Raw genomic sequence first — 18,956 nt, forward strand, 5'->3', positions numbered from 1 at the left:
GAGCACGGCATGAAACTGATCCTGACCTGGCTGCTCGCCGCCTGTGCCTTGCTGGTGGTGGCCTACCTCTACCCGGGGGTGCAGGTGCAGAGCTTCACCTCGGCCCTGATCGCGGCGGCGGTCATTGGCCTGTTCAACGCCGTGCTGCGTCCCATCCTGGTGATCCTCACCTTGCCGGTGACGCTCATCACGCTGGGCCTGTTCCTGTTCGTGATCAACGCTTTGCTGTTCTGGGCCGCGGCGAGCGTGCTGGACGGCTTCCAGGTCAGTGGCTTTGTGGCCGCGCTGCTGGGCTCGCTGATCTACTCGGTGCTCATGCTCGTGGTGAACACCGCCCTGCGTTCAGTCCTCGCGCGTTGATTCGCGCAACAACACTTCCACTTCACGCCGCCGCGCGTCCACGATCGCCAGCTCCATGCCGTCGGTGCGCTGCGCGGCGGGCAGTCCCTGCGCGGCCCTGAGGCGTTCGGCCGCGCCGCTGTAGTCGAGCTGCGCCGCATGCGCCTCGGCATCGGCGCGGATGGCGCGCAGCGTCTGCCCCTGCGCCGCGTGCGCACGGGACAAGGTCTGCCACGCCATCGCGTCGCGCGGATGCAATGCCACCCAGGCCTGCAGACGCGCCACGGCACGCTCGGGCTGCCCGGTGGCAATGGCGGCCTGCGCGCCGTAGATGGCGCTCGCGCGTGTGGTGCCGGCCAGCGCCTGATCGCGCAACTCGGCCAGCAGGCTGGCCTGATCCGCTGCGGGGGACGCGCCCGCAGCGGAACCCGGTTTCGGCGCCAGCAACAGCTCCAGCAACAGCGCGTCCACCGTGGGGCGCGCCTCCGCGGGCACGGACGTGCGCAGGCGCTGGGCCAGGTTGAGCGCCTGCTCGCGCTGGCCCAGTCGGTGCGCCGAGAGCGCGGCTGCGTAGCGCTCCCCGGGTGTGGCGCCAGAAGCATGGCCCTGCGTCAACCAGGCCCTCATGCGGTCGGGTCCGTTTTCTGCCAGCACCCTCGCTCGCGAGGCCATCAGGCTGTGCAACACCGTACCGGATGACAGTGCCATCGGCGCGCCGCCCGCTGCCGCTGAGCCCGGTTTTGGCAGGTCCAGCCGCAGCGCACCGCCTGCGGGGGCGCTGGCCGCAGGTGCCTGCCCGGGAGCCCCCGCAGCGGCGGGCGCCACGGGACCAGCCGGCAGGCGCGCGCGCATGTCGGCGATGCGTTCACCGGTCAAGGGGTGGCTGCGCAGGTACGGGAAAGAGCCGTCGTCGTTGTGGCGCGAGGCCTGCTGGAGGCGATCGAACATGGTGACGAATCCGTACCCATCGAAGCCGGCGCCAGTGAGCACGCCATAACCTACACGATCGGCCTCGCGCTCCATGTCGCGCGAGAAATTGAGTTGCGACTGCGCGGCTGCTGCGGTGCCGCCCGCGATGGCCGCACCGGCCGCCTGAGAGTTGGAGCCGGCGGCCAGCGCCGCCAGAATCATGGCGCCCACCATCCAGGGCGCCATGCGTTCGTCTCGCGACACCATGCGGGCGATGTGCCGCTGCGAGACATGGCTGAGCTCGTGCGCCAGCACCGAGGCCAGCTCTTCCGGCCGTTCGGTCACGGCCACCAGCCCCAGGTGCACGCCGAGGTAACCACCGGGCAATGCAAAGGCGTTCACCCGCCGATCGCGCGAGATCATCAGCTCCCAGGCAAGGCGTTCACTCAGTTCGGGTGGCACGTCGCCACGATCGCGTGCAGCACCCAGCAAGGGTTGCCAGAGCGACTGGAGATAGTCGACCAGCACCGGGTCATCGAGGTAGTCAGGGTCGCGGTAAATGCCACGCGCGATGCGGTCGCCCATGCGGCGTTCGGCCGAAAGCGTCATGCCCTGACCATCGCCCAGGCTGGGCAGGCTGCTCACCGATAGTCGGTCAGCGCCCGACTGCGCAGCGACCGGCGGCAGCGCGCTCAGAAGAAGGGACAAGGCGAGCAGGCCCGGGCCGATCGTACGGCGCTGGCGCGGCAGCGCTCGAGACTTGGGAATTGCAGGCATCCCCGTATGATGCCGCCAAGTCCGAACGGTTCTGTAAAGCACCCGAAACAAGTCCTCCATGCCCGAAACAACTCCCCCAGGACCACTGACTCACTTCGACGCGCAGGGCCAGGCCCACATGGTCGACGTGGCCGCCAAAGCCCACACGCACCGGGTGGCCGTAGCCGTTGGCCAGATCACCATGCTGCCGGCCACGCTGGCACTCATTCAGAGCGGCACGGCGAAAAAGGGCGATGTGCTCGGCATTGCGCGCATCGCCGGCATCCAGGCCGCCAAGAAGACCAGCGATCTCATTCCCTTGTGCCATCCGATCGGCCTCACGCGTGTGGCGGTGGAGTTCGAGGTCGATGCCAGCACGCACAGCGTGCACTGCCGCGCCACCACCGAATGCACCGGCCAGACCGGCGTAGAAATGGAAGCCCTCACCGCCACCAGCGTGGCCCTGCTCACCATCTACGACATGTGCAAGGCGGTGGACCGGGGGATGTTGATTTCGGGGGTGAGGTTGCTGGAGAAGCGGGGCGGGAAGAGTGGGGATTTTGTGGCGGGTTGAGCCCCCGCTGTCCGCGCCTTCAGCGGTTGGCGGCCGCCGCCTTCTGGAGTTCGATCCACTCAGCGTACTGCTTGGGCCAAGCCGCCTTGTAGCGCGCAACATGCAGTTCGACCAGATCCGATCTGCCCAACAAAGCGGCCGATTCGATCACCCGACGGATGACTCTAGAGTCGGGTGCGACGTGCAGGGAGGCCAGCGATCCCTGGAGGATGAGTTCGGCGTTCTCCGGTTTCAACTCCATCGCCACGATCTGCGCGATGAGCACATGCGATTTGAACAACACCGTGTCGCGGGCCTTGTTGAATGTGTCTTCGCGGTAGCGCTCCATCCGCATGTGATCTGGCAGGTACAACTGGCTGACTTTCACATAGTCCCAGGCCACGAAGGACAACATCGCCAGCAGCAGCCCCGAAACCATGACGCGACCGCGCACCGATGGACCCGCTTCAGCGCCAGCCGCACCCGCGCCCTGGTGCCACACTTGGTAGATCTGCCAGGCGGCGAGCAAGGCCATCAACTGGAACACACCAAACCAGAGCGGGTACTCCAGCAGGCTGTGGACGCCCAGAAGGACCAACACCCCCCAGCAAAGACGCTCCATCGGGTGGGTGGCGGCCCAGGGCTTGAGCTTGAAGAGGGCCCATGCAAACAGCAGCCCGAAGACCGCTGCCACGGGAATGCCCAGGGTGACAGCGAACTGCAATGGCAGGTTGTGCGCGTTCGAGAGCTTCTCGCAGAACCTCTGGTCCCCAAAGTCGGTGATGTAGTGCGCGTACAGCAACTCGCCCGGTCCCCACCCAGTCCACGGCTTCATGGCGATGAGATCGACCATGTTGGCCCAGAGCAGTCGGCGGCTGTGACAGCCCACGTTCTCACCGAATCGCCCCAACAGGTTGCGATCGATGACGATTCCACGGGTCACCCACGCCAGCCAGGGCAAGCTGTTGGCCGCCAGGGTGTAGACAGCCCAACCCAGCACCAGAACGAGAAGCACACGGCGCCATTGGCGGGCGTGCCAGTAGAGCAACATGCAGGAGATGGCCACCAGATGGACTATGCCGGTGCGGGAAGCGGTCGCAGCCAGCGCCACCAACAAGAGTCCCACCATCCAGACGGCATGCACGGTGGCGAGGCGGCGCTTGATCACCAGGCACCACACACACAGCAAGCCCACAGCCAGAAGCGAGGCCAGCATGTTGAGCTGGTGCACATTCGCCGTGACGTAGCCCGGGATGGTGGGGGCGACCCAGGGATAGAGACCATTTTCCAGGTCGAAGTACTGCATCAAGGCGAGGATCGAACTGCCCATTGCCGCGAGCAGCCAGCCCGAGGCGATCGCCAGTCCGGCCTGATCGCGTGTCGCAGGCAGGAAAACAATGAGCAAGGCGCCCATTGTCCACGCAAAAAGGTCGGGCCACATGGCAGATAGCGGGCCTAATAGCAGGGGCCAAAACCAGGGCAGCGAAACGAGAACAGCGCACAAAACCACCAACGCATGCGCCGATGCCTTCGATGGGGGGAATTCAAGGGTGTGTGCGGTCATTCCGGAAAGGTCTTGTGCGGTGAAGTACTTACCAGCCGTCGAGGTGGAGATACGCGAAAGGCTGACTGTCGGAGCGACGAATCAGAGCCACCCAGTCGGTGATTTCTTCGCGCACCAGCGGTAGATAGCCGACGTCTTCATCTTTCAGGCCAGCCTCGGCCAAGGCCGCCTCAAGCTCAGCCAGGTGTGTGGGGTTCTTCTGTCGCAGCAAGGCCAGCGGCTGGAGGGCTAGCTGCACTGCGGAGGCCTGCTGTTCGTATGGCCTCCAGCGTGCCGGACGGAAAGCAGGGTGCAACCCTTGGAGGGAAAGCTGCAGGCTGGACAGGTAGTCCGGATCGGTGGACCGAGACAGTTGGACGCCGAGCACGCGCGGTCCACGAAAACCGGGTGAGTCCACCCCCGAGGGGGCTTCCTGCAATCGACTCTCGTCAATGTCAAGCGCTTGAACCAGTCGAAAACGGTCGCCTTCGAAGGCCACAAAGACAGGTCGTGCCGCCGCCACCTGGTTCAGTCCATAGGCCAACGCAGTCAGTTGGGTGAAGACGATCAGCGCAAGGTCCAGGCGCCATTTGAAACGCGACTTGGCTGGATCAAACAGCACCAGCGTCAGCACGGGACCGCAGACCACGTCAACAGCCATCAGGATGAGAAACAGCGTGCGGCCACCGGTGAGCTCGTGAAACGGGGTTGGATACCACACCCCGAAGACCAGCCAGGCCACAGATGCAGCGACCAGCATGCTCAACGCAAGGTGAGCCAGCGCCGCACGCGCGGCCGACCGTATGCGAGCCGTCCAAGCCATCTTCAGAACCTCTCCAAAAAAAAGAGCGCCGAAGCGCTCTTTTTAAGCTGCGCAAGAGTTTACTTGCACTCAGAAGGAGCAAAGCGCGCAGGCAGATCGCCAGCGGTTGCACCCGTGAAGCTACCAGCCACCGCGCCGGCTGCCATGCAGCGCCAAGCCACCGACTGCGCGGGGGGCGTAAACGTGGCGGTGCCAGTGGGCAGGGCGCTACCAGCAGGCGCGTGGGGCGTAATGCGCAGGGTACCGTTGCCTGCCGCTGCCGTCGTGTCAACAACGATCACACCGGTGTCAGCCTCAATCACGACACTGTCCACGTTACGAGTGCCTGCGGGCGGGGTGTAGCCTGTCGCATAGCCAGAAGCAGAGCCTTGCGGATTGCCCGAAGACAACACGTCCTGCACGTTGACCTTCGCAGCCGAAGCAGCGACCAGACCTTCCGACACGCGGGCGCGGACGGTGTAGTCCTGATAGGCGGGCAGCGCAACGGCGGCCAGGATACCGATGATGGCCACCACGATCATCAGTTCGATCAGGGTGAAACCTTTTTGCAGGGAACGCTTCATGGGGAACTCCTTGGAGACAGGGGGTTGGGTTGGGAACGCCTTCTTATCAGCAGACGCCGTGCCAACTTGAACTGCGGGGTGTTCTGCGGTCTATTTCACGCTTTGAACGGCGCATGTGACCATTTGTGGTCACTCACCCCGCCGGGAGCCGACATTTTTTGTCACCCTCCACCCTCTGGACAGGTTTTGTCACAGGTCGAAGGTCTGGCCGGCGCTGAGCCAGCGGATGTCGTGGCGCGATTGTTCGTCGGGACGAGGTGCTTCGTCGAAGCGGCGAATCTCTTCCATGATCAGCCCGGTTTCGGCGGGCTTGGTGTGGGTGATGTAGATGGGGTAGCGCCGGTCGGGGCCGATCTGTTCCAGTTCATCGGCCAGCATCTGGGGGGCCAGGTGCAGGCTGCGCAAGGCCAGCGCCTGCTCGCGGTCGCTGAACGCGGTCTCGATCACCAGCAGCGCAACCGTCATCTGGTTCACGCGCTCCCAGAAAGCCGGATTGCGCCCGGTGTCACCGCTGAAAACCCAGTGACCCGATTCGGTGGCGGCGGCAAAACCCACCGCGGGCACGGTGTGCACGGCCGGCAGCACTTCCACCGATTTGCCACCGACTTGCAATACCTCGCCCACAGCAATCGGCACGAAGCGCATGAGCGGCGCCTCGGTGCTGGGAATGGCGGAGAAGTCGGGCCAGATCAGGTTGTTGAAAATGTGCACCTTGAGCGCGGCAATCGTGCCGGGCAGGGCGTGCACCTTCAAGGGCCCCGCGCCACCGGCCAGCCGGCGCGCAGCGATGGCGTCGAGCATGAGAGGCAATGCCGCAATGTGATCCAGGTGCGAGTGCGTGAGCAGCACATGGTCCACCCGAGCCATCTCGTCGAGCGTCAGGTCGCCCACGCCAGTGCCGGCGTCGATCAGGACGTTGTCGTCGAGCAGGAACGAGGTGGTGCGGCAGCCTTGGGCAATGGCTCCAGAACACCCCAGAACGCGAACCCTCATCGGCAGCTTTGACTTTCGGCACCGCAGGTGGGCCGGCGCATGAGTTTTGGAAACGTGGCTGGCTTCAAGCCAACCGCCTGCCGAAGGCTACCCGTTCGCAGGCCCGCCGGTAAAGGACTTTTTGCTCACTTGGAGCCACCGTTGCAGCCAGCTACAAATGCCAGGAAAGAAGGGGAGTCAGGTCGAGAATGCCGCGGAACTGGCTCTGCCAGGCCGCAGGCATTGCCCCCTGGGGGGGTGACGCGCCGAAGGCGCGGCGCGGGGGGGAACTCAATGAACCACGAACTGCATCTGCGTACCGGCAAGTTCGAGCAAGTCGCCGTGGTGCAGATTGACGGCATCGGTGCCGATGGGGCTGCCGTTGATGGTGGGCTTGAGCGTGCCCTCGACCAGCGCCACCACATAACCATGGGGACGGCGCGTGATCGCGGCCACCGCCACGCCAGGCTTGCCGATGGTGGTGACCACCTTGACCAGCGGGACCTCACGCCCGGCCGCCGTGCCGGACATCACCTTGATGGCCGCGTTGCCGAGCGGGGCCGAGGGCGCCTCACTCGCGCCGACGACAGCGCCGGCATTGATCACCATGGTCTTCTCGTAGCTCTCGCTGGCGCCTTCGTGTGCGAACTTGATCTTGTACTTGCCGATCTCGACGGTGTCGCCGTTCTGCAACTGTTGCTTCTTGATCGCCTTGCCGTTGACGTAGGTACCGTTGGTGCTGTTGAGGTCTTCCAGGAACACGTCCGAGCCCGACATCTGCATGACGGCGTGCTCGCCACTGACCGCCAGGTTGTCGATCACGATGTCGTTGTAGGGACGGCGGCCGAGCGTGGTGCGGTCTTTCGTGAGCTGCACTTCCTTGATGACGACACCGTCGATGGAAACGATCATTTTCGGCATGGCCGACTCCTGTGGAACCTGTTGGACGAATTCTGGAATGCTGAAAAACTGGTCTTACTTTCCGAGCATGCGGGACAACAAGCCCTTGCGCACTGGCCGGGAGCGAGCATACGCCAGTATCACAGAAATGTTGTCGCGACCACCGCAGTCATTCGCACCATCCACCAGCGCGTGACCCTTTTCTTCGAGCGTGCCCGCAGTGACGAGGATGGCGGCAATGCGCTCGTCGCTCATCATGTCGCTCAGGCCGTCCGAGCAGAACAGATAGAGATCGTCTTCCTCGACGCGGTACTCGTTGACTTCCAGCAACACGGTGTCTTCGACACCCAGTGCGCGTGTCACCAGGTTCTTGTGCGTGGCGTACTGGGCCTGCTCGAGCGAGATGAGCCCGGCATCGATCTGCTCCTGCAGCAAGGAGTGATCGCGCGTGATCTGCATGAAGTTGCCTTCACGCATCCGGTAGCAGCGCGAGTCGCCCACGTGGCCGATCATGGCGCGCTCGCCATGAAAGACGCCCATGACGAGTGTGGTGCCCATGCCGGAATACTGCGGGTTCGAATTGGCCGCGTTGAAGATGGAGCGGTTGGCGTTGTCGATGCAGATTTCCATGGCCCGCTTGAGCTCGCGGCCACTGGCCTCGTGCCCCCCTTCGGACATCCAACGCCCGAGCTCGGTGCGGATGAAGGACGTGGCCATCGCGCTGGCCACTTCGCCCGCGTTGTAGCCGCCCATGCCATCGGCCAGCACGGCGATCTGGTTCTCGGGATCGAGCGACACGGAGTCCTCGTTGTTGTCCCTGATCAACCCCGGATCCGTCAGACAGAAGTACTCAAAAATCATGTTGTTGGTCTTATATACGGATATCGGGACTGTCTGTTTCCGGCCTCAAAGCCGACTGGGATGTTGCTTCAACTACCGTGGAAAATGTCACGTCTTCGTCTTCCACGCCAACTTGGGAAGACGTCGTTCCGGGACGCTCACGGACGGTCTGCAAAAACACCTCTTCATGCCCTCCTGCCAGCTTCTCCGGAAGCGCCCTCACACCCTGCAGTTCTGCGGCCAGTTCGCCACCGGTCTGGTAACGCTGGCTCGGTGATTTCGCCAAGGCCCGGCTCAGTATATCGGCCAGCTGGGGAGACAATTCAGGACGTAAATCACACACTCGGCGGGGTTCCTGATTGGCGATCTGGTACATCAGGGCGGCCATGGAATCGCCACGCAGCGGAAGCTCCCCGGTGAGCATCTGATACAGCATCACGCCCAGGGAGTACAGATCGGAACGACCATCTACATGCTGCCCGGACAACTGCTCGGGCGACATGAAACTCGGCGTGCCCAGCACCATGCCTGTTTTGGTCCGGCTCGACGTGGTGATGCGCGCGATGCCGAAGTCGGTCACCTTCACTGAGCCGGTGGCCGCGTCGTACATCACGTTGGCGGGCTTGATGTCGCGGTGCACCACTTCCTGGCTGTGCGCGTGATCCAGCGCGAGCGCCACACGTTCGCCAATCTCCAGCACCGTGTTTACCGGCAGCAACTGGCCAGGCCGGGTGTGTTCCATCAGGTCACGGCCCTGCAGGAACTCCATGGCAATGTAGGCCAGGTCCTGCTCTTCACCGGCATCGAAAATGGTGACGATGTGGGGGTGTTGCAGCCGCCCGGCGGTTTCCGCTTCGCGGAAAAAGCGTTCGCGCGCTTCGGTCAGTTCGGCTCCCTCGAACTCAGCGCTCAAGGCCAGGGTCTTGATGGCGACCGTTCGGCCGATCTTGGGATCTCGGCCCAGGTAGACGATGCCCATGGCGCCCTTGCCAAGTTCCTTTTCGATCTGGTAGCGGCCCAGCATGGGCTTTTCCACGCCATCTTTGTGGAGCAGCAGCGTGCCGCCCGGGTGCGATGAGCCAGCCCCCAGCACCACCGTTTCCGACAAGTTCCGCGCGCGCTTCAGACGCGTCTGGACATCCGTGTCGTTGCGGTCCAGCCGCGCCATGTGTTCGTACACGGACTCGGCCTTGTTGAACTGGCGCTTGCGCTCGAAATCCAGCGCCAGGTGCTTGAGGTTTTCCATCAATGCCTCGCTGTGAGGCACACGGCGCAGGCGGTCGAAAGCCATGTCGAGCTGGCCCTGACTCTGCAGGGTCAGCGCCATCTGGCGATTGGTCTCGGCCCACTCCTCGTCGGACTTGAGCTTGCCGGCTTCGGTGACCAGAAAGCGCCGTGTGGTGAGCGCAAGGTGTCCGATGAGCAGCAAGGCCGCCGGAAACACCAGCTGCAGCCAGATCGCTGAACCAGCGAGCAACTGGTACTGCACACCGAGCAGCAGCACGAACAGGGCGCCGGTCACACCCGCACCGGCGCGGGCCGAGAGGCGCGGCAGCACCGCCACGATATAGGCCGTGACCAGCAACAAAATACCCAGCACCGCCAGGCCACCCCAGGCCGGTTGCTCGATGAAATGTCCGCTGAGGATGCTCGAGGTGATGTGCGCCAGGATGGTGGCAGGCGACATGGCGGCTGAGACCGGCGTGGTGAACAGCGTGCCCACACCGGCCGCGGTGGCGCCGATGATGACGATCTTGCCGGTGTACTTTGACGCCGGGATGCGGCCTGAGCTCACGTCGTAGAACGAGTCCACGGAGAACGCCGGTCTTCCGTCGCGTTCGGGGTAGAACTGCGGCAGCAGTCGCGCCGAGGTGTCGGTGGGGATCGTGGTCGGACCCAGCTGGACTCCCCGGCCGGGCAGCGGACGGATGTCCGAAGCGCCCAGGTTCAGGCTGTGCGCGGCCGTGGCCAACCCCATTGAGGGCACGGCCACGCCATCGAACTGAACCAGCAGCGGCTCCTGGCGCACGGCCCCATCGATGTCGGGGAACTGGTTCAGGTGGGCCACCGCGTGAGCGGCTTCGCCAATGGCGGACAGCGGTTGTTGTGTGCGCTGCGCGGGCACGCCGAAGGCGGTGTCATCGGCCACGGCGCTGCGCCGGGCGAAATCGGGCAGTGGCTCGTCAGGCCGGCCCAGTGGCTGCCCGAGGCTGAACACCGAAGGCACGATCACATTGCCGGCACGAGCGATGCTGCTCACCAGGCGCGCATCGGAATCCAGTTGCTGCTCGGCTTCGCCAATGAAGCGCAGCAGCTGCTCGCGAGAGCGATCTCCCAGATCGTTCAGCAGCGGCGTGCCGATGGCCGAGCCGTCGATGTGGCCCCGCATTTCGCGCAGCAGGGTCAGCCCACGATCGGTCTGCGGCTCGAAGAAGAAAGCGGTGTGAGCCACCGTGCGCGCCTTGGCTGCGCTGAGCTGATCGATCAACTGGGCATGAACATCTCGCGGCCACGGCCAGCGACCAATGTTGGCGATGCTGTCGTCGTCGATGGCGATGACGGCGATCTGGTCACTGGGGACACGGTCCGTGTCGGTGCTGGCCAGATCGTAAAAACGCCGCTCCAGCCCGCTGAACAGGTCGGTGGTGGCGTGCAGCGCAAACACCGCCATCACGATGCACAAGCCCATCACGGCATCGGATCGCCAGATCCGGCCAAGGCCTTGTTTCGATTTCGGTTTGCTGCTGGACACGTGAGCCATTTTCCGGGTTGATTCGCCTGCTGATCGCCGCAAACTGCCCGAAGGTCAGTGATACGCGCACCAAAGGACATCCGGCCAGAGCCGGTGACCAAGGAGTTGCATTCTGTTTCAGGCGTTTGGGCACAAGCAAGGTCCTTTGTGGGATTCCCGCCGAAAACCGGCCGCAGGCGAAAAAAAAGGCAACGCAAGCGTTGCCCTTGTCACGGTGCGGGTGACTGCTTCAGAGCAGCGCCTTGAGCAGCTTGGCCAGCTCGGAGAAGTTCCGCGTGACGGTGAAGCCGGACTCTTCCATGATGGCCAGCTTGGCATCGGCCGTGTCGGCACCACCGGAAATCAGCGCGCCGGCATGGCCCATGCGCTTGCCGGGAGGCGCGGTCACGCCCGCGATGAAGCCGACCACGGGCTTCTTCATGTTGGCCTTGCACCAGCGGGCGGCATCGGCTTCGTCCGGGCCGCCAATTTCACCGATCATGATCACGGCATCGGTGTCGGGATCGTCGTTGAAGGCCTGCATCACGTCGATGTGCTTCAGGCCGTTGATGGGGTCGCCACCGATGCCGACCGCGCTGGACTGGCCCAGGCCGATTTCGGTCAGTTGCGCCACGGCTTCATAGGTCAGTGTGCCGGAGCGGCTGACCACGCCAATGCGGCCCTTGCGGTGGATGTGACCCGGCATGATGCCGATCTTGATCTCGTCGGGGGTGATCAGGCCGGGGCAGTTGGGGCCGAGCAGCAGCGTTTTCTTGCCGCCGGCCGCTTCCTTGGCCTTCATCTTGTTGCGCACCTCCAGCATGTCCCGCACCGGGATGCCTTCGGTGATGCAGATTGCCATGTCCAGGTCGGCCTCGACAGCTTCCCAGATCGCGGCGGCAGCACCCGGAGGCGGCACGTAGATCACGGACACCGTGGCACCGGTCTGGCTGGCGGCTTCCTTGACCGATGCGTAGATCGGGATGTTGAAGATCGACTCGCCGGCCTTCTTCGGGTTCACGCCGGCCACGAAGGCGTTCTTGCCGTTCGCGTAGTCCTGGCACTTTTCAGTGTGGAACTGACCGGTCTTGCCGGTGATGCCTTGCGTGATGACCTTGGTGTCTTTGTTGATGTAGATCGACATGGGGGCTCCTTACTTGACCGAGGCCACGACTTTTTGGGCCGCTTCGGCCATGGTGTCGGCGCTGATGATGGGCAGGCCGGAATCGACCAGCATCTTCTTGCCCTCGACTTCGTTCGTGCCCTTCATTCGCACCACCAGAGGCACCTGCAGGTTCACGGCCTTGCAGGCTGCGATCACGCCGGTGGCGATGGTGTCGCACTTCATGATGCCGCCGAAGATGTTGACCAGAATGGCCTTCACGTTCTTGTTCTTCAGCATGATCTTGAAAGCTTCGGTCACCTTCTCGGGGGTAGCGCCGCCGCCCACGTCGAGGAAGTTGGCCGGCTCGCCGCCAAACAGCTTGATGGTGTCCATGGTCGCCATGGCCAGACCGGCGCCATTGACCAGGCAGCCGATGTTGCCGTCCAGGCTGATGTAGGCGAGGTCGAACTTGGAAGCCTCGACTTCGGCCGGGTCTTCTTCATCCAGGTCGCGCAACGCCACGATTTCCGGGTGGCGGAACAGCGCGTTGCTGTCGAAGTTGAACTTGGAGTCCAGGGCAATGATGTTGCCCTTGCCGTCGCGGTTCAGGGGGTTGATTTCCACCAGCGCCGCGTCGGTGTCCATGTAGCACTTGTAGAGCTTCTGGCAGACGTCGATGAACTGCGCCTGCGAATCGACGGGCATGCCGATGGCGGCGGCAATCTTCTTGCCCTGGGCTTCGTTCATGCCGGTCAGCGGGTCGATGAACTCGGTGATGATCTTCTCGGGCGTGGCGTGGGCCACTTCCTCGATGTCCATGCCGCCTTCGCTGGAGGCGATGAAAGCCACCTTCTGCGTGGCGCGGTCGGTCACCACCGACAGGTAGTACTCTTTCTGGATGTCCGCGCCGTCTTCAATATAGAGGCGCCGAACTTTCTGGCCTTCCGGGCCGGTCTGGTGGGTCTTGAGCTGCATGCCCAGGATTTCGCCGGCGAGACGCTTGACGTCATCGACCGACTTGGCCACCTTCACGCCACCCCCCTTGCCACGGCCACCGGCGTGGATCTGGGCCTTGACCACCCACACCGGGCCGCCAAGTTTCTGGGCGGCTTCCACCGCCTCCTGCACCGTGAACGCTGCGATGCCGCGCGGCACCGGTACACCAAACTGGCGCAGGATGTCCTTGCCTTGGTATTCGTGGATCTTCATGAGGGGATCTCTCAGGAATGGGTCAATGGGTGTCGGCCGGCAGCGAGGCTGGCCGAGATGCGGTCGCTCAAAACAGCAACCGGGGACTGTATCATGGTGCAACGCACCAAAAGCGAGCAGCACAGCCCGCGATTTTGGGACCTCCTCCTGAATCCACACTGACAAGGCAGAGCAGCCATGGCCAAGGTTTTCATCGACGGCGAAGCAGGCACCACCGGGCTGCAGATTCGCGAACGCCTGCAGGGCATGCCCGGTGTGGAAGTGGTGAGCATTGCGCCCGAACGCCGCAAGGACCCGGCCGCGAAACGCGAGCTGATGGCGCAGGTGGACCTGGTCATCCTCTGCCTGCACGACGACGCGGCGCGCGAATCGGTCGCCATGATCGACGCCCTGCCGGGCAGGAAGCCCAAGATCATCGACGCCTCCACCGCGCACCGCACCGCGACCGGCTGGGTGTTCGGTTTCCCTGAACTCGCTGCCGGTCAGCGCGACGCCGTGGTGAAGGCCGACCGGGTGGCCAACCCGGGGTGTTACGCCACCGGCGCCATCGCCATGCTGCGGCCTCTGGTCGACGCCGGCGTGCTGCCCACTGACCACCCAGTCTGTCTGCCGGCTGTGAGCGGTTACTCCGGTGGTGGGCGCTCCATGATCGAGGCCTACGAGAAAAACGCCGCGCCGGCCTTCGAGCTGTACGCGCTGGGTCTGAAGCACAAGCACATTCCCGAGATCCTGGCCTACAGCGGATTGAAACGCAGGCCGATCTTCCTGCCCGCCGTGGGCAATTTCGCGCAAGGCATGCTGGTGCAATTGCCACTGCACCTGGACACGTTGCCCGGCTCGCCCTCCGCCACGGATCTGCAATCCGTTTATGAGGCGCACTACGCCGGCGCGGAATGGGTGAGCGTGAAGCCGGCCACGGACGACGGCAAGCTCGACGCCCTGGCACTCAACGACACCAACCAGCTGGAGATCCGCGTGTTCGGCAACGCGCAAGAGCGCCATGCCGTGGTGGTGGCCCGGCTGGACAACCTGGGCAAAGGTGCGAGCGGCGCGGCCGTGCAGAACCTGAAGTTGATGCTGGGCCTGTAAGAAGGTCGAAAAGCGCCCCCTTCGTTCGTCGTGGAACCGAGGGCGCTGCGCAAGGTTGGGCGCCACACACGCCGAACCCCGGGAGACTTCGCATGACTTCAGAACAACCGCCGGTCGAAATCGCACCGGCGAAGGCCACCCGCCGCGAATGGGTGGCACTGGCCGTGATCGCCCTGCCCTGTCTGGTCTACGCCATGGACCTCACGGTGCTCAACCTCGCCCTGCCCGCGATCAGCGCCGACCTGCGGCCCAGCGCCTCGCAACTGCTCTGGATCATCGATATCTATGGCTTCATGGTGGCGGGCCTGCTCATCAGCATGGGCACGCTGGGCGACAAGCTCGGCCGTCGCCGCCTGCTGCTGATCGGAGCGGCCGCATTTGCGGCGGCTTCGGTGGCGGCGGCGTTGTCCACGACCGCGCACGCTCTCATCGCCACGCGCGCGCTGCTGGGCATCGCGGGGGCCACGCTGGCGCCATCCACGCTCTCGCTCATTTCCAACATGTTCCGCGACGAGCGCGAGCGGCGCGTGGCCATCGGCATCTGGATCTCCAGCTACTCGGTGGGCGGCGCGATCGGCCCGCTGGTGGGCGGTGTGATCCTGCAGTATTTCGCCTGGCCCGCCATCTTCTGGGCTGCGGTGCCTGTCATGTTGCTGCTGCTGGTGCTGGGCCCATTCCTGCTGCCCGAGTACCGCGATGCCAAGGCCGGTCGGCTCGATTTCGGCAGTGTGGCCTTGTCGCTCACGGCGGTGCTCGGTGGCGTGTTTGCGCTCAAGCAGGCGGCCGAAGGCCAGCTGGGCTGGCTGACGTGGTTCGCGGCAGCCCTCGGGCTGACCGCTGGCGTTGCCTTCATGCGCAGGCAAAGACGCATCGACTACCCGTTGCTCGACCTCAAGCTCTTCGGCCAGCCGCGCTTCGCCGCCGCCATTTGCACCTACGCACTGACCTCGTTTGCGATGTTCGGCGTCTACATCTTCATTTCCCAGCACTTGCAACTGGTGCTGGGACTCTCGCCTCTGGTGGCGGGCCTGTGCACCGTGCCGTGGGCTCTGTCCTTCGTGGTGGGCTCCATGATCACGCCCGCCTTCGCGCAGCGCTTCTCCGCCCCCATGACGATGGTGACCGGGTTGGCGGTTGCTGCCTTGGGTTTTGCCGGCATGGCGCTGGTGGACGGTCCGCACGGATTGATCGCGCTGATCGTGGGCATGACGCTCATGGGCATCGGCATGGCACCGGTGTTCACCCTCGGCAACGACATCGTGATCAGCTCGGCTCCCCCCGAGCGCGCAGGTGCCGCCTCAGCGCTGTCAGAAACCAGCTCCGAGCTCTCGGGTGCGCTGGGCATCGCGGTGTTCGGCAGTCTGGCCACCAGCCTCTACCGCAACGGCATGGCAGGCCAGTTGCCCGCAGGTTTGCCTGCCGAAGCGGTGTCGGAAACCTTCACGCTGGGCGGCGCGCTCACGGTCGCCGAGAGCCTGCCCGCGCCGTTGGCCGAGGCGCTGCGGCTCGCCGCCCGCGCGGCGTTCGTCGACGGGCTGCAGGCTGCGGCCGTGCTGGGCACCGGCATCATGGTGTTCAGCGGCTGGCTGGCCTGGCGCATGCTGCGCACGCCTGCCGCGCGGGTTCAGGCGTCGTCGTCCTGAGTCGCAACACCCCGGACCACACGCCTCACCACCTCGGCACCGAAGCCCCGGCCGAGCAGGAACCGCATCTGCTTGCCGTGTTCGGCCCCGTCTCGCGGTGGTTGCCCGAACTTCTTGCGCCAGACTTCCATGGCGCGTGCCTCCTCGGAACCCTGCAGACCAGCGACCGCCTCGGCCACAGCCTGCGGGTCCAGACCCTTGGCCTGAAGCTCCTGGCGCACACGGGCCGCGCCCAGGCGGCTCGAGCGTCGATTCACCACCGATTCGATCACCCGCTGCTCGCTGATGAAGCCTCTGGCTTCGAGTTCGTCCAGCGCCTTGTTCAGTTCCCCGGGCTCGGTTTCGTGCGCGGCCAGCTTGCGCTGCAGTTCGGCCCGCGAATGCTCGCGGCCGGACAGAAGGCGCAGCGCACGGCCCTTCAGGGAAATCTGATCGAATCCCACTTTGCCTTATTCGGCCACGGGTGCGGTGTCGACATCCTTCGCCTTCGAGGCTTTCTCAGCCTTGCCCGGCTTGGCGGCGGGCGCGGGCGGCTCGTCCACCGGCAGCAGCGGCACACCCAGCTCGGTGCGCACCTTGTTCTCGATCTCCACGCGCAACTCGGGGTTCTCGCGCAGGAATTCGCGCGAGTTGTCGCGGCCCTGGCCGATCTTCTCGCCGTTGTAGGCGTACCAGGCGCCCGACTTTTCCACCACGCGGTGCAGCGCGCCCAGATCAAGAATCTCGCCCTCGCGGCTGATGCCCTCGCCAAACAGGATGTCGAACTCGGCGGTCTTGAAGGGCGGTGCGACCTTGTTCTTCACCACCTTGACCTTGGTCTCGTTGCCGATCGCCTCTTCGCCCTTCTTGATCGTGCCGGTGCGGCGGATGTCCAGCCGGACCGAGGCGTAGAACTTCAGCGCGTTGCCGCCGGTGGTGGTCTCGGGACTGCCGAACATCACGCCGATCTTCATGCGGATCTGGTTGATGAAGATGACCATGCAGTTGGTCTTCTTGATGTGCGCGGTGAGCTTGCGCAGCGCCTGGCTCATCAGGCGCGCCTGCAGGCCGGGCAGCGAATCGCCCATTTCGCCTTCGAGTTCGGCCTTGGGCGTGAGCGCCGCCACCGAGTCGACCACGATGAGGTCGACTGCACCGGAGCGCACCAGGCTGTCGACGATTTCGAGTGCCTGTTCACCGGTATCGGGCTGGGAAATGAGCAGGTCCTGCAGGTTCACGCCGAGCTTCTGCGCGTACTGGATGTCCAGCGCGTGCTCGGCGTCGACGAACGCGCACTGGCCACCGAGCTTCTGCATCTCGGAGATCACCTGCAGGGTGAGCGTGGTCTTGCCCGAGGATTCCGGACCATAGATTTCCACCACCCGGCCACGCGGCAGGCCGCCAACGCCCAGGGCAATGTCCAGCCCCAGCGAGCCGGTGGACACCACCTGGATGTCTTCGATCACCTCGCCTTCGCCGAGCCGCATGATGGTGCCCTTGCCGAACTGCTTCTCGATCTGGGCCAGCGCGACCTGCAATGCCTTGGCTTTTTCGCTGTTGAGGGGGTTGTTCTTGACGGCTGCGTCCATGGAGGGCTCCTGAGCGGGTTGTAGGGTTCGCATGGCCTGTGTGGTTGTGTACAGGCTGGATGCTTGAACAGCAGTTTACAGGTGGGTTGGCACGACTTCATCGATTATTTGGTCAGTTTGCCTTACCATCTGGCCATGCCCGAAACTGAAGCCACTCCACCCCTGCCCGACGACCGCTGGCGCGTAGGCCACCTCGGCCGCCTGCTGGGCCAGGCGATGCGACGCTTCGACGAGCGCGTGCTTCACCTGATGGCGCACGATGCCAACGTGCCCCTGGCGCTGTCCCACCTGGCAGCGCGCGCGCAGGTCGGCGCCGCCCACATCCACATCACGCGGCACCTGGGCCTGAACGGTTCGCGCCTGACCGAGCTGGCGCGGCAGGCGGGCATGAGCAAACAGGCCATGGGCGATCTGGTCACGCAATGCGAGGCCTGGGGGCTGGTGCAGCGCGAACCCGACGCGCACGACGCGCGGGCGCGCCGCATTGTGTTCACTGCCACCGGCCTGCTGTGGCTGGAGGGGTTTCGTCAGGCGGTGGCGCAGGCCGAAGCCGAGTTCCGCCACCAGGTGGGCGAGGACGTCGCCACGGTGGTGGCACTGGGACTCGAGGCATACGGGACTTGACGCAGATCACGCTTCGGCGCGCACCGGCCTCTAGAATCGGATCGCTCGCGAACAGCGGCGCGGCGCCCCCACAAGAGCGCCATCTGGAGACAACCATGCGCATCCTCATTGCTGAAGACGATCAGGTTCTGGCCGACGGACTGATGCGCAGCCTGCGCGCCGCCGGTGCCGCGGTGGACCATGTGGCCAGCGGCAACGAAGCCGACGCGGCGCTGCTCACCAACAACGAGTTCGACCTGCTGATTCTGGATCTGGGCTTGCCCAAACTGCACGGCCTGGAGGTGCTCAAGCGCCTGCGCTCGCGCGGCTCTACGTTGCCCGTGCTCATCCTCACGGCGGCCGACAGCATCGAGGAGCGCGTCAAGGGACTGGACTACGGCGCCGACGACTACATGGCCAAACCGTTTTCGCTGCAGGAGCTCGAAGCGCGTGTGCGGGCGCTGGCGCGCCGCGGCATGGGCGGCTCCACCAACACCATCCGCCACGGCCCGCTGGAGTACGACCAGGCGGGCCGCGTGGCCACCATCGACGGCAAGATGGTGGAACTCTCCGCGCGGGAGCTCGGCCTGCTGGAAGTGCTGCTGCAGCGCGCGGGCCGCCTCGTGAGCAAGGACCAGCTGGTCGAGCGCCTGTGCGAATGGGGCGAAGAGGTGAGCAACAACGCCATCGAGGTTTACATCCACCGACTGCGCAAGAAGATCGAGAAGGGGCCCATCCGCATCGCCACCGTGCGTGGCCTGGGCTACTGCCTTGAGAAAATCGCCGGCTGAGAGCCGCTCGATCAGCGAA

Annotated in this window: 18 protein-coding genes; 6 read left to right on the plus strand and 12 right to left on the minus strand. The window is 64.6% G+C overall.

All coding sequences use genetic code 11. The annotated features are described in order from the left end of the window. Positions 1 to 9: 9 nt before the first annotated feature. On the plus strand, positions 10 to 360 hold the full coding sequence (locus CAP37_RS19255; protein WP_086126015.1) for a phage holin family protein: 351 nt from the start codon (positions 10 to 12) through the stop codon (positions 358 to 360). On the opposite strand, the gene CAP37_RS19260 is transcribed toward CAP37_RS19255, so the two are convergent. Next, positions 343 to 2,025, minus strand: a complete 1,683-nt coding sequence (locus CAP37_RS19260) for a M48 family metalloprotease (protein ID WP_179190292.1) — start codon at positions 2,023 to 2,025, stop codon at positions 343 to 345. The two genes, CAP37_RS19255 and CAP37_RS19260, sit on opposite strands and share 18 nt — an antisense overlap. Positions 2,026 to 2,083: 58 nt before the next feature. On the opposite strand from CAP37_RS19260, the gene moaC reads away from it, so the two are divergent. Beyond that, a complete protein-coding gene (gene moaC / locus CAP37_RS19265) occupies positions 2,084 to 2,578 on the plus strand; it encodes a cyclic pyranopterin monophosphate synthase MoaC (protein ID WP_086126017.1) in 495 nt (164 codons plus the stop codon). 19 nt (positions 2,579 to 2,597) lie between these two features. Here moaC and CAP37_RS19270 read toward each other — a convergent pair whose 3' ends face one another. From CAP37_RS19270 to sucC, 9 genes are all read right to left on the minus strand, one after another. Beyond that, entirely contained in the window at positions 2,598 to 3,998 is a 1,401-nt protein-coding gene (locus CAP37_RS19270; protein WP_179190293.1) for a PglL family O-oligosaccharyltransferase, read from the minus strand. 151 nt (positions 3,999 to 4,149) lie between these two features. Then, complete coding sequence (gene tfpZ / locus CAP37_RS19275) at positions 4,150 to 4,923, minus strand: TfpX/TfpZ family type IV pilin accessory protein (protein WP_306297839.1); 774 nt, start codon at positions 4,921 to 4,923, stop codon at positions 4,150 to 4,152. A gap of 59 nt (positions 4,924 to 4,982) precedes the next feature. After that, positions 4,983 to 5,486: a pilin gene (locus CAP37_RS19280; protein ID WP_086126022.1), complete on the minus strand. Its 504-nt coding sequence runs from the start codon at positions 5,484 to 5,486 to the stop codon at positions 4,983 to 4,985. Between the two features lie 189 nt (positions 5,487 to 5,675). Then, positions 5,676 to 6,479, minus strand: a complete 804-nt coding sequence (locus tag CAP37_RS19285; protein ID WP_086126025.1) for a 3',5'-cyclic-nucleotide phosphodiesterase — start codon at positions 6,477 to 6,479, stop codon at positions 5,676 to 5,678. A 270-nt stretch (positions 6,480 to 6,749) separates the two neighbouring features. Further along, positions 6,750 to 7,379 (minus strand): FHA domain-containing protein, encoded by a 630-nt coding sequence (locus CAP37_RS19290; protein ID WP_086126027.1) that lies wholly within the window; start codon positions 7,377 to 7,379, stop codon positions 6,750 to 6,752. Positions 7,380 to 7,433: 54 nt separating this feature from the next. Then, entirely contained in the window at positions 7,434 to 8,219 is a 786-nt protein-coding gene (locus CAP37_RS19295; protein WP_086126029.1) for a Stp1/IreP family PP2C-type Ser/Thr phosphatase, read from the minus strand. A 10-nt stretch (positions 8,220 to 8,229) separates the two neighbouring features. Next, a complete protein-coding gene (locus CAP37_RS19300; protein WP_256927057.1) occupies positions 8,230 to 10,950 on the minus strand; it encodes a CHASE2 domain-containing serine/threonine-protein kinase in 2,721 nt (906 codons plus the stop codon). A gap of 229 nt (positions 10,951 to 11,179) precedes the next feature. Next, on the minus strand, positions 11,180 to 12,073 hold the full coding sequence (gene sucD / locus CAP37_RS19305) for a succinate--CoA ligase subunit alpha (RefSeq protein ID WP_086126034.1): 894 nt from the start codon (positions 12,071 to 12,073) through the stop codon (positions 11,180 to 11,182). Between the two features lie 9 nt (positions 12,074 to 12,082). Beyond that, complete coding sequence (gene sucC / locus CAP37_RS19310) at positions 12,083 to 13,243, minus strand: ADP-forming succinate--CoA ligase subunit beta (protein ID WP_086126036.1); 1,161 nt, start codon at positions 13,241 to 13,243, stop codon at positions 12,083 to 12,085. A gap of 177 nt (positions 13,244 to 13,420) precedes the next feature. Here sucC and argC point away from each other — a divergent pair, with 177 nt between their 5' ends. Both argC and CAP37_RS19320 read left to right on the plus strand, forming a co-directional pair. Next, entirely contained in the window at positions 13,421 to 14,332 is a 912-nt protein-coding gene (argC, locus tag CAP37_RS19315) for an N-acetyl-gamma-glutamyl-phosphate reductase (protein ID WP_086126039.1), read from the plus strand. A gap of 92 nt (positions 14,333 to 14,424) precedes the next feature. Beyond that, entirely contained in the window at positions 14,425 to 15,975 is a 1,551-nt protein-coding gene (locus CAP37_RS19320) for an MFS transporter (protein ID WP_086126041.1), read from the plus strand. On the opposite strand, the gene recX is transcribed toward CAP37_RS19320, so the two are convergent. Further along, entirely contained in the window at positions 15,957 to 16,418 is a 462-nt protein-coding gene (recX, locus tag CAP37_RS19325; RefSeq protein ID WP_086126044.1) for a recombination regulator RecX, read from the minus strand. The two genes, CAP37_RS19320 and recX, sit on opposite strands and share 19 nt — an antisense overlap. A 6-nt stretch (positions 16,419 to 16,424) precedes the next feature. After that, positions 16,425 to 17,543 carry a recombinase RecA gene (recA, locus tag CAP37_RS19330; RefSeq protein ID WP_086126047.1) on the minus strand — a complete coding sequence of 373 codons (1,119 nt, stop codon included), beginning with the start codon at positions 17,541 to 17,543 and terminating at the stop codon, positions 16,425 to 16,427. 135 nt (positions 17,544 to 17,678) lie between these two features. Here recA and CAP37_RS19335 point away from each other — a divergent pair, with 135 nt between their 5' ends. Together CAP37_RS19335 and CAP37_RS19340 are read left to right on the plus strand one after the other, a co-directional pair. Beyond that, complete coding sequence (locus tag CAP37_RS19335; RefSeq protein WP_086127123.1) at positions 17,679 to 18,167, plus strand: MarR family winged helix-turn-helix transcriptional regulator; 489 nt, start codon at positions 17,679 to 17,681, stop codon at positions 18,165 to 18,167. 95 nt (positions 18,168 to 18,262) lie between these two features. After that, positions 18,263 to 18,937: a response regulator transcription factor gene (locus CAP37_RS19340; protein ID WP_086126050.1), complete on the plus strand. Its 675-nt coding sequence runs from the start codon at positions 18,263 to 18,265 to the stop codon at positions 18,935 to 18,937. Positions 18,938 to 18,956 lie beyond the last annotated feature (19 nt).

This window comes from Hydrogenophaga sp. IBVHS1 (genome assembly GCF_002127265.1).
Taxonomy (GTDB): Bacteria; Pseudomonadota; Gammaproteobacteria; order Burkholderiales; family Burkholderiaceae_C; genus Hydrogenophaga.